Origin of the sequence: Candidatus Nanosyncoccus nanoralicus (assembly GCF_004138405.1) — a bacterium.
In the GTDB taxonomy this organism is placed as follows: Bacteria; Patescibacteriota; Saccharimonadia; order Saccharimonadales; family Saccharimonadaceae; genus Nanosyncoccus; species Nanosyncoccus nanoralicus.
The window spans coordinates 93,399-107,790 of the sequence record NZ_PRLL01000001.1; the positions used below are offsets into that span (position 1 = coordinate 93,399).

A 14,392-nucleotide genomic window follows, 5' to 3' on the forward strand; every position below is an offset into this window, starting at 1 on the left:
CCTTAATAAATTATGGAAAAACAACCTCAAATTCATCTCACTGACCGTCAGCAATCCATTCTTTTTGCCATCATCGAAGAGTATGCCGAGATGGCTGCACCGGTTGGCAGCGTCACTCTTGCTAAACTTTTTGATGTATCGAGTGCCACTATTCGTTCCGAGATGGCTCGTCTTGAAGAACTTGGCCTCATCGCCTCTCCCCATACTTCTGCCGGCCGTATCCCCACCGACGCGGGCTATCGTTTTTACGTCAATAATCTTGTTGAACGCGAAAATCTTAGCTCGGCCAACTCCTCTGAGTCCGATACCGACTTCAACGTCCCTTCTCAAGAAGACTATAATGAAGAAGAGTCAGATCCTGCCTATCTTGACGATTCCGTCAGCCTTTACCTCGACTCTTCCTATCGCAGAATCAGCCCCAGTCGCGCTCTTTCTTCGGGCCAACAAGACAGGAATCGTGGCCTACATGCCCTTGAGGTCCGCATTAATTCTCAGGCTCAAGCTGAATATGCCATCCGTACTGCTGTTGATATGCTGGTTGAACTAACAGGCAATCTCGGCCTCGCCACCATCGGTAACCAGCTCTATCTTTCTGGCATTTCTAAGCTCTTCTCACAGCCTGAATTTACAGATTATCAGCGTATCCAAAATGTTTCCAAGCTCCTAGATAATCTTGAGCCATGGTTAAGAGAAGCTAGGCCAGGACAGCCCCTCAATATTTTTATTGGTCGCGAAAATCCCATTGGCAAAAATTCGGACGTCTCCCTCATTATCAGCAAATTCCGCTCCCCCTACTCCGACTCCAGTTATATTGGCATCCTTGGCCCCACGCGCCAGAACTACGCTCAAGTCATGAGTCTCGTTCGTCACGCTGGTCAATATCTAGAAAATATGTACTAAAGAAAGGAAATTATGACTCAACCACAAACCGAACCACATAAAGCATCACAAACTACGCCTCATTTTGCATCACAGCCTGAAGCGCAAGCAAAATCATCCTCCGTGCCACACTCTACTCCGCATTCTAATCCGCATTTAGGTCAGGTATCCGATTCTTCTATAAACCCAGAGCTTGAAAAACTTGCACAGCAAAACGCTGAACTCATTGGCGACCTTCAGCGCACTCGTGCCGACTTTGAAAATTTTCGCAAACAAGTCGACCTCCAAAGGGAACAGGCAAAAAATCTCGCCAAGCATGCCACGGTCAGTAAATTCTTGCCCTTAATCGATGATATGTCTCGCGCCATTAAGGCCCACCCAGACTTATTAGCTCCCGTCCAAAAAACCCTCGATAAAACCCTCAAGTCTCTCAATCTTTCCATCATCGACTCCAGTGTCGGTACTACTTTTAATCCTGAATTTCATAACGCTATCTCTATGGAAGACGATGAATCCGGCAAAGAAGTAATTGCCGAAGAGTTAATTCCAGGTTATCTTTACGAAGGGCAGGTTCTTCGCGCCGCTATGGTTCGCGTTAAGCACCAGTAGTCAGAGGTCTCTGCTTCATTATGATTACACTGTCTGACCTTAGGTCCTTCGTGCTATAATAAACATATGAATTATCAACAAGACGAGGCAAAATTGCAACGCACCATGGAACGTATTCGTGCCTGCAACTACCTCACCGTTACCCAAATTTTTCTTAAAGACAATTTTCTTCTCGAGCGACCACTAGCCTTTGATGATGTAAAACCCCGCCTTCTTGGGCACTGGGGCACCTGTCCAGGCATCAATCTGGTCTATGCATCTATGCGCAATGTTTTTGCTGACCAAAAAGAGCAAACCACTTTTGTTCTTGGTCCCGGCCATGGGTTTCCAGCTCTTCAGGCCAACCTTTTTTATGATGGTGATCTAGCCGCAGTCGACTCCACTCTTTCTCGCGACTATGCTGGTCTTGCCAAAATCTCAGAACTATTTTCTCGCATCGGCGGCTTTCCGTCCCATGCTAGTCCTTCTGCTCCTGGCGTCATCTGTGAAGGTGGCGAACTTGGCTACTCTCTCGCCACTGCCTATGGCTACTGCCTCGGGCACCCTGAACGCACTGCTGTTGTGTTGATTGGTGACGGTGAATTTGAGACTGCCACCACTCTCGCCAGCCTAAACTTAAACGACCTGCTCTCCTCTCCGAATAATGGCAAAATTATTCCAGTTCTACATCTCAACGGTTATAAAATCTCTGGCCCCACCGTCGCCAGTCGTCGCTCCGCACATCAACTCAATGAACTCATCCGTGGTTTTGGTTTTCAGCCAGTCCGCATCGAAGAACGCTTAAGTCCAGTCGACACCGAAGAGCTTGATCTTGTCGATTCCTTTGACGATTCCGATGAGGATTCTTCTGTCTCAACTTTTGAAGAAGTTGAACACAAAATCACAAACCTCATTCGTGAAGAATATGATGAAATGGCCCCAGATTCTGCCCGTACCGCCTTTGAATTAACCAGTCAGGATACCGACTTAATCACCAGAAACCTTATTCTTGATCTTGAATCCGCGCTTCATCAGGCTAAGAATAGTGAGAAGCCTATCTTTATTATTCTTGAAACCGAGAAGGGACTCACTGGCCCACTTATTGCTGAAGACCTGAAGGTACGCGGCAACTTCAAAGCCCACCAAGTGCCACTTCCAAAAGCCAAAAGCGATGAGCACGAACTTCGCGCCTTGGAATCATGGCTTCGTTCCTATCAATTCAATCAACTATTTACTCGTGAGAAAGGTTTTATCAATGAATAATTTTGAGCCAGGCTCCACTAAGAAATCCATTGCCAAAGTTTTTGGCCATAAATTAAAAGAGCAGGCTGAGCAGGATTCCAGCTTCTATCTTTTTAGTCCCGACGAGACCACCAGCAATAAACTTGATGAAATCTATCAGGCCACCACTAGGGCTTGGGGTGTTTCGCTTCCCAAAAAGAAATGGGATCTTCCAGAATCCCCAGATGGCCGCATTGTCGAGCTACTTTCCGAGAATGTTCTTTTCTCAGTGATGATCGGCCACCTTCTTTCCAACGAACCTGCCATGATGACTAGCTATGAGGCCTTCTTTACCATTATTCTTTCGCAGATTATTCAGCATCTAAAATTTCTCGAGCAATCTGAAGAGGTTTCTTGGCGTCCTCAATATCCCTCGGTCAATCTTTTAAGTACTAGTACCTGCTGGCGTCAGGATCACAACGGTTTTTCTCATCAATCGCCAATGCTGATCTCGTCTTTGCTTGATCGTCCAGGTCATCATGTCAACTGTTTCTTTCCAGTTGATGCAAGCTCGGTTGCTCCATGTTTTGATTTTCTCATGCAATCCAAAAGCCAGGTCAATCTTGTCACCTTTAATAAGACCGACGAGCCAATCTGGCAGACCGAGCAAGAAGCAAAACAAAACTTTGAGACGGGCTGCAGCTTATTTGAATTTATTTCAAACAAAAAGGATGACGACACCTTCGACTACCTCTTTGTTACTGCTGGCGATATCGCTACTCGTGAAGCCGTCGAAGCAATCAAAATCCTTCGCCAAGATCTTCCTGAGATGCACTTTGGTTTAATCAATATTTCAGCTCTCACTTATGGTGCCATTGGTACAACTAAAAATCCACTCTCACAAGCCGATTTCAATCAGCTCTTCGGCCAATCCGCTCCTATTTCTACCAGTTTCCATGGTTATCCAAACACCTTCACTGATATTCTCAGTAATTACACCGACAAAAAACGCATTAAAGGTCATGGCTTCGAGGAACAGGGAAGCACTGTCACTCCATTCGCTATGTTGACTATGAATCATGCTTCAAGATTACATCTGGCTCTTGATGTGGCAGCTGAGTTTGATCGTAACGATCTTATTGAGAAATATCAGAAGCAATTAGGCAAATATCAAGATTACGCCCTTGAGCATGGCATTGATCACCCTGAACTTGGCATCGATAACTAAAGCTTCACAAAAAAATAACCTATATAAACTAAACTAAAAACTCGCGAACTTCTCCGCGAGTTTTTAGATTAATCGATTTTATCTTTTACGCCCACGCCCCTTCACAAAGCTTACATTAGGCTTACTGGTTTCGGATATTTTAGCAAACATCATGCGGCCCGAACTAGTTTGAAAGAAACGCACAAATTCAACTTCGATTGTCTTTCCAATTTTGGAAGAGGCATCGTCGACAACTACCATCATTCCGTCTGGGAGATAGCCCACGCCTTGTTTTGGATTACTTCCAGCCGCTACAATCTTTAGTTTAAGCTTTTCTCCAGGTAGAAAATCAGCTCGCAGTTCCATCGCGAGATCATTAATATTTAGTACATCGATATCGAGAGTAGCCGCCACTTTACCAAGATTATAATCATTAGTCATGATCAGGCCACGATTTTCCTTAGCTAACTGAATTAGTCGATCGTCTACTGGCGTACGATCGAGTGGATCGGACAGAATAACCACGTCGACATGGACCACTCTCTCAAGCTCCCGTACGATATCAAGTCCTGCACGAGCTCGGTTTCTCTTTTCGGAATCCTTACCGTCTGCCAGTAGTTGCATTTCACGCAAAACACTACGTGGAATAATTAAGACCCCGCCAAGAAAGCCAGTCTTTGCCACATTTAAAATTCTTCCATCCATCAAAGTTGATGAATCAATATATATCTTACGGTTTTGGCCGTAGTAGTTAAAACTCTTCTTGAACGAGCGAATCGCCAGAAACGTCGTCTGCAAGAAAATCACTACCACTAATATTAAAATAATTTCAGTCATGTATCAATTATATCACTTGACGCGATCTCAAACTAGAACTACTCAAATTATGTCTTACATGCTCCATTGTATATAAAAATAAATATCTCAAATATGAGATATTTATTCAGAAATACTATAACAGACAATATAGTGTACCGACTAAATAATTAATTTTCCATCCCAAGATAATCGACGAGCTTAAAACGAACAATTCCATTCTTATCTGCAGGCTGCAAAGTACTCCATGGCGTCATATCTTTTCCAGATTCTCCATATCCATAAGTAGTCCCATTTCTCACCATAAAATAGAGGTGTCCAGAGCCTCCACCCGCTCCAGCTCCAATCACTGGACTAGTGCTGTAATCGCTTTGTTCGGCATAACCTCCAAACCAACCTCCACCCGCTCCAGCTCTGCCTGCTGATTCAACTGATCCATTGGGGTAGATTGCCCCGTGTGTCGGTGCAGATGCCCCAAATCCAGCACCACCACCTGCAATTTGATTGCCTCCGTTCGGGAATCTAAATCTACTATACATTGCGTCTCCAGTACTGCCAAGATAAGATGGTTTCATACCTGTCGCTCCACCTCCATTTCCGCCTTTTGCAATATAAGATCCACCCGCTCCCCCTCCGGCTACTAATAATCTATCAGTTGTTTTATAAAACTTCATACTGGTTATATCAGCGGCCTGATTAGTCGTCTTTACTTTTAGTCGAATCTCAATTGCTGGACCAGCATTTCCAGCAGGCAAATGAGTGGCTGCTGGTACCCCAGTATAGTTAAAATAAACAAGAATATAATCCCCAAATTTTTGGGTATAAACATCGCTGAGATTAGCATTGCCAAGGTCGTAATAGGCTGAAACTCCTTCAAAATCAGAATCTGGCAAGTTCACGGTTTTTATTACCGCCTGATATGTTCCCCGAATTAGGTTTGCCCATGGCCCATCATTAAGAAAAATGCTTGACGGATCTCGCCAACCGTCCGTACGTTTATCACGATGATGAATGAATTGTACATAATCATCTATTTCGTAAGGTCTAACATCAGAGCTTCCTCCACCCCCTGCACCACCCCAGCTATATATATTAGTTCCAGGCACAAGCAGTCCGCTTGCTCCATTACCTCCCCCATTAAATCCACCTTTGGCATCATAAGGCGCTGCTCCTCTGTCATGGCCAGATTGGCCCTTTCCACCCACAAAAACCATGTATTTTTCATTCTCAAACATTCCCTTAATTCCGGAAGTATAGCCTCCAATACCGGGAGCTAATACTTCATTCGAACCATACCAGTGCTCATTCGCTTGGGCCGGCGTTTGATCTCCGCCATTAGCACCCATCGCCTCAATCCTATAGTTTCCAGTAATCTCAGACACCATTTCTTGAGGAGTTCCCGTGTAGTTAAAAGTTTTTTCACCAGCAATAAACTCAACTGCATTCTGTTTTAAATATGTATATCCGTATGGAATGGTATCGACCACTAAATCAGCCTTTTGTCCTGGGAGAAACCTTGGGCTAGCTGTATTAAAATCTGCTATACAATCGAATGTAAGACCTTTAGCAGAATGCACCCTTCCATTGGTGGTAGCTTTACAATCAAGTCTATTTCCAATTGTAACTTTGTATCGTTTATCTATAGCATCTCCAAGAACTTCAGATTGATTTTCAAGTATTGGTATTGTTATTTTAAATCTGTGCTTTGTTGAACTTGTTAATTGATTACCATTAGCAAGTAGTGGTACCTTTGAGTTTGTTAATTCTGTTACTGGAAATTCACCAGTTGTGCTTGAGTTGGCAATTGCAGTGTAAACTAGACCTGCCGAGGAATAATGACCTGGAACAGCCATTTCGGAATTAACATTTACACCGTATTCAATTGGCGCTTTTTCGTTAGTAACAGGTACTGAGCTTTTAGAGATTAAACACTCCTCAGTTAACTGTGCTGATTCGCAAATTGGAATAATATAGTTAACATTATTTCGTTTTACAAAAACGCCCCAACTATCATCGTCTAAGCTAGATTTCTGAATAGAAGTATTACCCGGATTCGCATAATTAATTTGATTTAAACCATTTACGTGTGTTAATTCTTTCGAGTGTGAGGTGAGGTATAGCTTATATCCAGTTACGGAGTTAGTCGTCACAATGACCTTGGCATCTGCTTTTATAGTTTGGCTAGAATTAGTGCCATCAATACCAAAAGTGACCGACTTAGGCATAGTAAGGCTCACTGAATACCCTTGTGTGGAAGTAAATGATGAACTAGTATTGGTTTCACTACTATATGTCACTACCGCATAAGTATTTGAGTATATAAATACAAACGTACTAATTATTAGTAAGCCAGCAAAGAATAGCGCAGTTGGTAGCAAAACAACGGGGAACCAACTTTTTATTGTAAATTTTTTTATACTCATTTTTTAGTAGTCTCCTTAATATGAAACCCCAGCTTCATAATCAACGATAGTCATTCTTACAATCCCATTTTTATCAGATGGTTGGAGTGTATTCCATGGTTCTTGGCTTTTGCCCGCATCTCCGTATCCGGAAATCTCAAATGAAGACATTTGTCTAACAAGTCCGCTACCTCCACCCGCTCCAGCTCCAAGAACCGGACTAGTACTGTAGTCACTTTGCTCGGCACAACCTCCGAACCATCCACCACCTGCTCCTGGGCGTCCAGCTGATTCTACTGGAACTCTAGGGTAAATCGCTCCATGAGAGGGCGCAGATGCTCCATAGGCAAAGAAGCAGCCTCTATATCCTATTCCTCCTTCAGGAAATCTAAAGTTAGAAAAGTTCGGATCAGACGTGCTTCCCAGGTACTTCGGATTTGTATCGGCACCCCCGCCATTGCCGCCCTTAGCAATATAAGATCCACCCGCCCCACCTCCAGCCACTATTAATCTATTAATCGACATATTATAAAATTTCATGCTCGTAATATCAGCGGCTTGATTAGTCGTCTTTACTTTTAACCTAATCTCTATCGCAGGTCCAGGGTTTCCAGCCTCCAAATGAGTTGCAGCTGGTGTGCCCGCGTAGGCAAAATAAACAAGAATATAATCCCCAAATTTTTGGGTATAAACATCGCTGAGATTAGCATTGCCAAGGTCGTAATAGGCTGAAACTCCTTCAAAATCAGAATCTGGCAAGTTCACGGTTTTTATTACCGCCTGATATGTTCCCCGAATTAGGTTTGCCCATGGCCCATCATTAAGAAAAATGCTTGACGGATCTCGCCAACCGTCCGTACGTTTATCACGATGGTGAATAAATTGTGCATAATCATCTATTTCGTAAGGTCTAATATCGGAACTTCCTCCACCCCCTGCACCACCCCAGCTATATATATTAGTTCCAGGCACAAGTAGTCCGCTTGATCCATTACCTCCCCCATTAAATCCACCTTTGGCATCATAAGGCGCTGCTCCCCTATCATGTGCAGATTGGCCCTTTCCACCCACAAAAACCATTACCTTCTCATTTTCATTGAACGACCTAGTGCCTTTAGCATATCCACCAATCCCAGGCATCATTACTTCATTTGATCCGTACCAGGTTTGGCTTGCCTGTAATGGTGTTCTATCTCCACCATTAGCACCCATCGCTTCAATCATGTAAGAAGCTGAAATAGGGAAAATCATTTCTTGTGGTGTTCCAGTGTAATTAAATGTCGTCACTGCATTGATAAATTCCACTGCGTTCTGTTTTGAAAATGTGTATCCATATGGTTTAGTTGTAATCACAACTTCCGCCTTTTGCCCAGGTGTGAATTTAGGGTTTGCTGTATTAAAATCGGATACACACTTAAAAGTAACTCCATCCTTATTCTTTACAAAAGAGTTCGCAATGATTTCACAGTCAACACCTCCCACGGATATCGTATACATGCTCTGGTCCGGTCTTGTCATTGTTTGATCAAATTCTAGGAGTGGCACTTCAATTTCAAATAAGTGCCTTAATTTTAGATTTGAAGGTTTTTTTGTTACAGTTTCACCGTTCGGCATCAAAGGTACCTTAGTATTTTTTATACTGCGAATCGGAAACTCCGCTGTTGAGTTAGTATTAATTACCGCAGAATACACTAGTGGTACAGAGTGATAAGAACCAGTTGGAAGGTCTGTTCCTACATGGGCCGCAAATTCCACTGACGCATGTTTATTAGTCACTGGGCCATTGTTCTCTGAAATCAAACAAGATTCACTTAACGTAGCTATCGTACAAAGTGGAATTAAATAATCCTGGCTTCCTTTCTTTACAAATATTCCCCAAGAATTTCTATCCAAATTTGATTTCTGAATTTGGTTAGTTGTTAGATTGTTATAAGGTATCTCATGTAACCCATCAGAGGTCTTTAATTTATTATCAGCCCCTGTGATATATAGCTTATATCCAGTTGGGGAGTTTGTAGTGACATGCACCCCTGCATCGGCTCTTAAGGTTTGATTAAAGGAGGTATTATCAATTCCAAAATTCACGGCTTTTTGATATGCCATAGTAAAATATGCACCACTTGTCGCGGTTTCAGTACTTTTAGTCTCCTGGCCACCATATGTTACTACCGCATAAGTATTCGATTGAACTATCAAAACTACTCCCAATGTTAATACCACAATTAGTAACATCATTATCGGAGCAAATAAACGAAGTACCCTGCCATTAATTCTATTTTTATTCATTCGTCTCATTGAGCTTCTTTCCTTATTCAACACCGCCTTGATAGTCAGTGATTCTTATTTTAACAACCCCGTTTTTATCAGCAGGTTCCAGATTATCCCAAATAGTTGTAGGTCGCCCAGCCTCTCCGAATGCAAACGACACTCCATCGCTAACACCACCAACATAACCTGAGCCACCGCCAGCACCCGCGCTAACATGGAAACGATCATAAGTACCTTGACCAGTAAATCCTCCGTGCCATCCTCCGCCAGCCCCAGGTCGACCAAGAATATCACCTGTAGCTCCAAGTTCTGGATAGCCGTTATTATGTTTAGGCGCGGAAGCACCATATCCAAAGCCGCCGCCGCCACGTGTTACATTGTCGGCACCAAGTCCAGTGTGGAAGTTATTATAGTTAGGTTCAGAAGTTGGCCCAATATACTGGCTATCACCTGCAGATGTTCCACCACCGTTTCCACCCATATGCGTTAGAGACCCGCCACCGCCACCACCGGCAACGATGTAGCGCTCGTCAAGTTTATAGAATTTCATGCTTGTTATATCGGCGACTTGATTGGTTGTTTTTACTTTTAATCGAATCTCAACTGCAGGGCCAGGATTCCCACCAGGAAGATGCGTTGCTGCTGGCGAGCTGGCTGGATAACTGAAGTAGACTAAAATATAATCACCAAACTTCTGTATATAAACATCAGGAAGATAGTGATATCCATAATCATAGTATACTAATGCCCCCTCAAAATCAGAATCAGGTAGATTGGTTGTTTTAAGAACAGCCTGATATATCCCATATTCAATATTAGCCCACGGTCCAGCGTTAAGCAGTATATCTGAAGAGTTAAAACCTGGAGAATATCTAAGATTTTTATATTGGCCATAATCTATTACATCTGGTCTCACATCGCTACCTCCACCGCCACCATTGCCACCCCATGCATTCGTAGTGGTTCCATGTGTTAGTAGTCCAGGTGATCCATTTCCACCACCGTTAAAACCGCCTTTTGCATAGTAACCAACGGTGCCTATACTATTTCCAGGTTCACCCTTGCCTCCGACAAAAATCATTGATTTTTCGCCTGTCTCAAAATCTTTATATCCTGCCGAATATCCACCTCTTCCTCCAAGGAATGTATTAGGTGAACCATACCAGTATAATCCTGCCTGAGCGGCTGTACGGTCTGCGCCATTAGCTCCCATTGCTTGAATAAGATACTTGCCCTTTATTGGAGCCACCATTTCCTGTGGTCCTCCAGTATAACTAAAGGTCGATTCCGCAGATATAAACTCCACCGCATTCTGCTTTGAGAAGGTGTATCCGTATGGTTTAGTAGTTACCACTACTTCTGCTTTTTGGCCTGCATGAAACTTAGGATTTGCAGTGCTAAAATCAGCCACGCAGGCAAAAGTAACCCCATCCTTAGTTTTTTCAAATAAATCCTCGATATCGCATTTTATCCCACCGACGGTTGCAGTGTACATACTTGGATCAGGCCTTACCATTGCACGGTCAAGCTCCAAAATTGGTACCTCAATTTTAAAACGATGTTTTAATTTTTTATTTGTCGAACTGGTTACTGTATCGCCGTTTTGCATCAAGGGAACTTTAGTGTTCGTGATATTGCGAATCGGGAACTCAGCTGTTGAGCTAGTATTTAGGACTGCCGAATAAACTAACGGTACTGAATGATAAGATCCACTTGCAATATTAGTACCTACATGTACACCAAACGATACGTCTGGCTGCGCATTTGTTACAGGTGTATTACTTTCGGCAATCAAACAGGCTTCAGTTAATTCGCTAATCGTGCAGAGTGGAATTACATAATCCTGCCCACTCTTCTTTACAAAGATCCCCCAACTATTTTGCGTTAAGTTGGTTTTCTGGACCGGGCTTGCCGTTAAGTTGTCATATGGAATCGTATGCAATCCGTCATCTGTTTTTAGATTACTGTCAGCTCCCGTTATATACAGCTTATATCCAGTTAAAGAATTTGTCGTTACACCAATCTGTGCAGGTGCTTTTAATGTTTGATTGAACGAAGTGTTGTCTATTCCAAATGTAACCGCGTTCCTATGTGAAATCGTCAGATAATATCCATTCGTAGATGTATCAGTACTAGCAGTATTTTGGTTGCCATACGTCACTACCGCATAAGTACTAGAATAAATTAGCAGGGAGATTGCAAAAACTGCAAGGCAGCCCAAGAGACTAAAGACTGGTGCTAGATTTTTACCCAGCGTTCTCCTTGTAATTTTTTTCATATTTATTTTTGACCTTCCTGTTTATATATTCTTATGACCTCCTAAGAATATAACCATTACCATTATAAAGAAAATAAAAATATAAGTCCATCATTTTGGCCCACAATTTTTGGGTTTTAATCTACTGAAAATGCAAGAATTTTTAGTTGCCGTAACTAAAACACAAGTGTATAATTATATAAAATTGTCAATAAAACGGAGGACAGGGTGGTTAATACTGGTAAGGATAAAGAAAAAACCGCTATGGAAAAACAGGGAAAAACAACAAGGGCTAGTGGCGACCCCCTAGTGGGGCGATCGATCAATCGCGAGACTGATCATCTGCAAACTCGCACCTCAAGTCGTGCGGGAACTAGCTCTTCTCAAAGAACAGTTCGTCAAGAACCTGTCAAAACTGAAAAAACTTCTACTATGAAAAAATCTGAAACTAAAGCTCCAAAGCGTTCGATCTTCCATAAAAAAGATCAGAAAATGAATCTCTATTCATCTCTTATTTATCGCTCTCGTGCCAAGAAAGAAGCAAAAGCTCGTAAAGATGCAGAAGAGCTTGCCAAGCTTCCTAAAGATCCAGTTAAGCGCTTCTTTGCCAGACTTCATCCAAAGCGTGTTTTCCGTTTCATCTTCTCAAAGAAAGGTCTCTTCTTCTTCCTTAAATCTGCCGCCGTCCTCTTCCTTATCTCTGTTATTGCTATTGGTGGCCTTTTCCTCTATTACAAAAAAGATCTCGACGAAATCCGTCTCGACCAGATGAAAGTTTCCGGAACGGTCAATACCTATCTCGATCGTAATGGTCAGGTCCTCTGGGAAGATAGGGGTGACGGTGACTATCGTCTAGTTGTTGAAGGTGAAAATATCTCCACCTACATGCGTCAGGCCACAGTTGCTATCGAGGATCGCGAATTCTATAACCACCCAGGTGTTAACTTCTTTGCCCTCATCCGCGCCAGTCTTTCCACTCTCTCAGGTCACGGTGTTCAAGGTGGCTCTACTTTGACTCAGCAGCTGATCAAGCAGGTTTATTTCTCCGATGAAGCCAGCAACCGTACCGTCACTGGTCTCCCTCGCAAGATTAAGGAGATGATCCTCGCCCTCGAGCTCGAGAAGATGTATTCTAAGGAACAGATTATCACCATGTATCTTAACGAGTCTCCATACGGCGGCCGCCGTAACGGTGTAGAAAGCGCCGCACAGGCCTACTTCAAGAAATCTGCTAAAGACCTCACTCTAGCTGAGTCCGCTCTCCTTGCTTCTATTCCAAACAACCCGTCCTATCTCAGCCCATACAATACTGCCGCCAACAAAGCTCTCATCGCCAGGCAGCAAAAGACTCTCGATGTCATGGAAAAAATGGGCTATATCACCGCTGAACAGGCTGAAGAAGCTAAAAAAGTTAATATTCTTGACGAGATTCAACCTGAGGTCAGCCGCTACACTAATATCAAAGCCCCTCACTTTGTTCTTGAGGTAAAGAAGCAACTTGAGGCAAAGTATGGTGTCAAAACTATGCGCGCTGGTGGCTTCACTATTAAGACATCCCTAGATCTTCGTGCACAGGAATACGCTGAGGCAGCCGTCGCCAATGGCGTCAAGCTCATGCGTACTAACGGTAGCGATAATATCTCACTCTCCTCAGTTGATGTCGAAACTGGACAGGTCATCGCCATGGTTGGCTCTGCCGATTGGAATAAGCCAGTTTATGGTGAAGTTAATGCCGCTACTGCCCTACTTGAACCAGGTTCCACCATCAAGCCAATCCTCGACTACGCCCCTCTCTTTGCTCAGCGTGAAGGTGTCAATTATGGCGCTGGCTCCATTCTGAAAGATGAGAATATTGATAAATACTACTGTGCTGGCTTCACTGGCGCCTGCCAACTCCGAAACTATACCGGCGCCTTCTATGGTAGTATTCCAATCCGTAAAGCTCTCGCCAACTCCCTCAACATTCCAGCCGTTAAAGCACTCTACATTAACGGTATCGAAAATAGCTTGAAGGTCGTACATGACCTCGGTGATCTCTCATATTGTACTGATACCTCAGGCGGTCGCTCTGTTGCTATTGGTTCTGGTTGTAACGTTCGCCCAATCGAGCACGCCAACGCCTATGCCTCTATCGCTCGTGGTGGTGTTTATAAACCTCTCACCTATATCCTCGAAGTCAAAAACTCTTCTGGTGATGTCGTCGAAAAATGGGAAGATACCGCCGGTAAGCGTGTCCTCGATGCCCAGGCTGCCTACATGGTCACCGATATTCTTGGCGACGCCAACGCTCGTAATCTCGTCTTTGGCTCTCTCGCTCGCTCTGCTGGTTTCGTTGTTCCTGGTGTCTGGACTGCCTCCAAAACTGGTACCACCACCACCTCAAACTCTGCAATCACCAAAGATTCTCTCATGGCCTCTTATTCATCCGCTATCGCCACTATTGTCTGGAACGGCAATCATGATGGTTCCGGCCTCTGGAATAGCTCGAACACCATCGTCCGTACAGTTGTTAACGACTATATGGGCCCAGTTCATACCAAAGTTTATGCTGCCGAGGGTAAATGGAAACCTGGTGATAAACCAGCTCAACCCGCTGGGATGCAAACCCTCACCGTGAATGGCGTTACCGATATTTGGCCAAGCTGGTTCAATAGTAAGAATAACGGCATCCAAAAGGAAGCCATGAAATTCAATAAATACACTAAGAAGAAGGCCGCTAGCTGTACTCTTCCAGCTCTCACCGTAGACGTTGAT

Annotated in this window: 9 protein-coding genes; 5 read left to right on the top strand and 4 right to left on the bottom strand. The window is 43.6% G+C overall.

The window, feature by feature from the left end:
• The first annotated feature begins 12 nt into the window (after positions 1-12).
• The 4 genes from G3KMM_RS00460 to G3KMM_RS00475 all read left to right on the top strand — a co-directional run bounded on the left by G3KMM_RS00460 (position 13) and on the right by G3KMM_RS00475 (position 3,916).
• Positions 13-900: an HrcA family transcriptional regulator gene (locus tag G3KMM_RS00460; protein WP_206660619.1), complete on the top strand. Its 888-nt coding sequence runs from the start codon at positions 13-15 to the stop codon at positions 898-900.
• Between the two features lie 12 nt (positions 901-912).
• Positions 913-1,488 carry a nucleotide exchange factor GrpE gene (locus G3KMM_RS00465; RefSeq protein WP_129603961.1) on the top strand — a complete coding sequence of 192 codons (576 nt, stop codon included), beginning with the start codon at positions 913-915 and terminating at the stop codon, positions 1,486-1,488.
• Between the two features lie 66 nt (positions 1,489-1,554).
• The gene (locus tag G3KMM_RS00470) at positions 1,555-2,730 is read left to right on the top strand and encodes a phosphoketolase family protein (RefSeq protein WP_129603963.1); all 1,176 of its coding nucleotides are present in this window, start codon (positions 1,555-1,557) and stop codon (positions 2,728-2,730) included.
• Positions 2,723-3,916, top strand: coding sequence for a phosphoketolase family protein (locus G3KMM_RS00475; protein ID WP_164998452.1), 1,194 nt, complete (start codon positions 2,723-2,725; stop codon positions 3,914-3,916). The genes G3KMM_RS00470 and G3KMM_RS00475 overlap by 8 nt, the downstream gene beginning before the upstream one ends.
• A gap of 78 nt (positions 3,917-3,994) precedes the next feature.
• Here the strand turns inward: G3KMM_RS00475 and G3KMM_RS00480 are convergent, their stop codons facing one another.
• The 4 genes from G3KMM_RS00480 to G3KMM_RS00495 all read right to left on the bottom strand — a co-directional run bounded on the left by G3KMM_RS00480 (position 3,995) and on the right by G3KMM_RS00495 (position 11,659).
• Entirely contained in the window at positions 3,995-4,732 is a 738-nt protein-coding gene (locus tag G3KMM_RS00480) for a PIN/TRAM domain-containing protein (RefSeq protein WP_129603967.1), read from the bottom strand.
• 149 nt (positions 4,733-4,881) lie between these two features.
• Entirely contained in the window at positions 4,882-7,134 is a 2,253-nt protein-coding gene (locus tag G3KMM_RS00485; protein WP_129603969.1) for a glycine-rich protein, read from the bottom strand.
• A 15-nt stretch (positions 7,135-7,149) separates the two neighbouring features.
• On the bottom strand, positions 7,150-9,399 hold the full coding sequence (locus G3KMM_RS00490) for a glycine rich domain-containing protein (protein ID WP_164998453.1): 2,250 nt from the start codon (positions 9,397-9,399) through the stop codon (positions 7,150-7,152).
• 22 nt (positions 9,400-9,421) lie between these two features.
• Complete coding sequence (locus G3KMM_RS00495; RefSeq protein ID WP_129603974.1) at positions 9,422-11,659, bottom strand: glycine rich domain-containing protein; 2,238 nt, start codon at positions 11,657-11,659, stop codon at positions 9,422-9,424.
• Between the two features lie 207 nt (positions 11,660-11,866).
• On the opposite strand from G3KMM_RS00495, the gene G3KMM_RS00500 reads away from it, so the two are divergent.
• Positions 11,867-14,392 (top strand): transglycosylase domain-containing protein (locus tag G3KMM_RS00500; protein WP_164998454.1); only part of this gene is annotated, 2,526 nt, incomplete at its 3' end.

What these genes read in the sequence shown, in the direction of transcription:
- G3KMM_RS00480 (WP_129603967.1), bottom strand. Translation starts at nt 4,732, where the DNA reads ATGACTGAAATTATTTTAATATTAGTGGTAGTGATTTTCTTGCAGACG.
- G3KMM_RS00465 (WP_129603961.1), top strand. Translation starts at nt 913, where the DNA reads ATGACTCAACCACAAACCGAACCACATAAAGCATCACAAACTACGCCT.
- G3KMM_RS00460 (WP_206660619.1), top strand. Translation starts at nt 13, where the DNA reads ATGGAAAAACAACCTCAAATTCATCTCACTGACCGTCAGCAATCCATT.
- G3KMM_RS00490 (WP_164998453.1), bottom strand. Translation starts at nt 9,399, where the DNA reads ATGAATAAAAATAGAATTAATGGCAGGGTACTTCGTTTATTTGCTCCG.
- G3KMM_RS00475 (WP_164998452.1), top strand. Translation starts at nt 2,723, where the DNA reads ATGAATAATTTTGAGCCAGGCTCCACTAAGAAATCCATTGCCAAAGTT.
- G3KMM_RS00470 (WP_129603963.1), top strand. Translation starts at nt 1,555, where the DNA reads ATGAATTATCAACAAGACGAGGCAAAATTGCAACGCACCATGGAACGT.
- G3KMM_RS00485 (WP_129603969.1), bottom strand. Translation starts at nt 7,134, where the DNA reads ATGAGTATAAAAAAATTTACAATAAAAAGTTGGTTCCCCGTTGTTTTG.
- G3KMM_RS00495 (WP_129603974.1), bottom strand. Translation starts at nt 11,659, where the DNA reads ATGAAAAAAATTACAAGGAGAACGCTGGGTAAAAATCTAGCACCAGTC.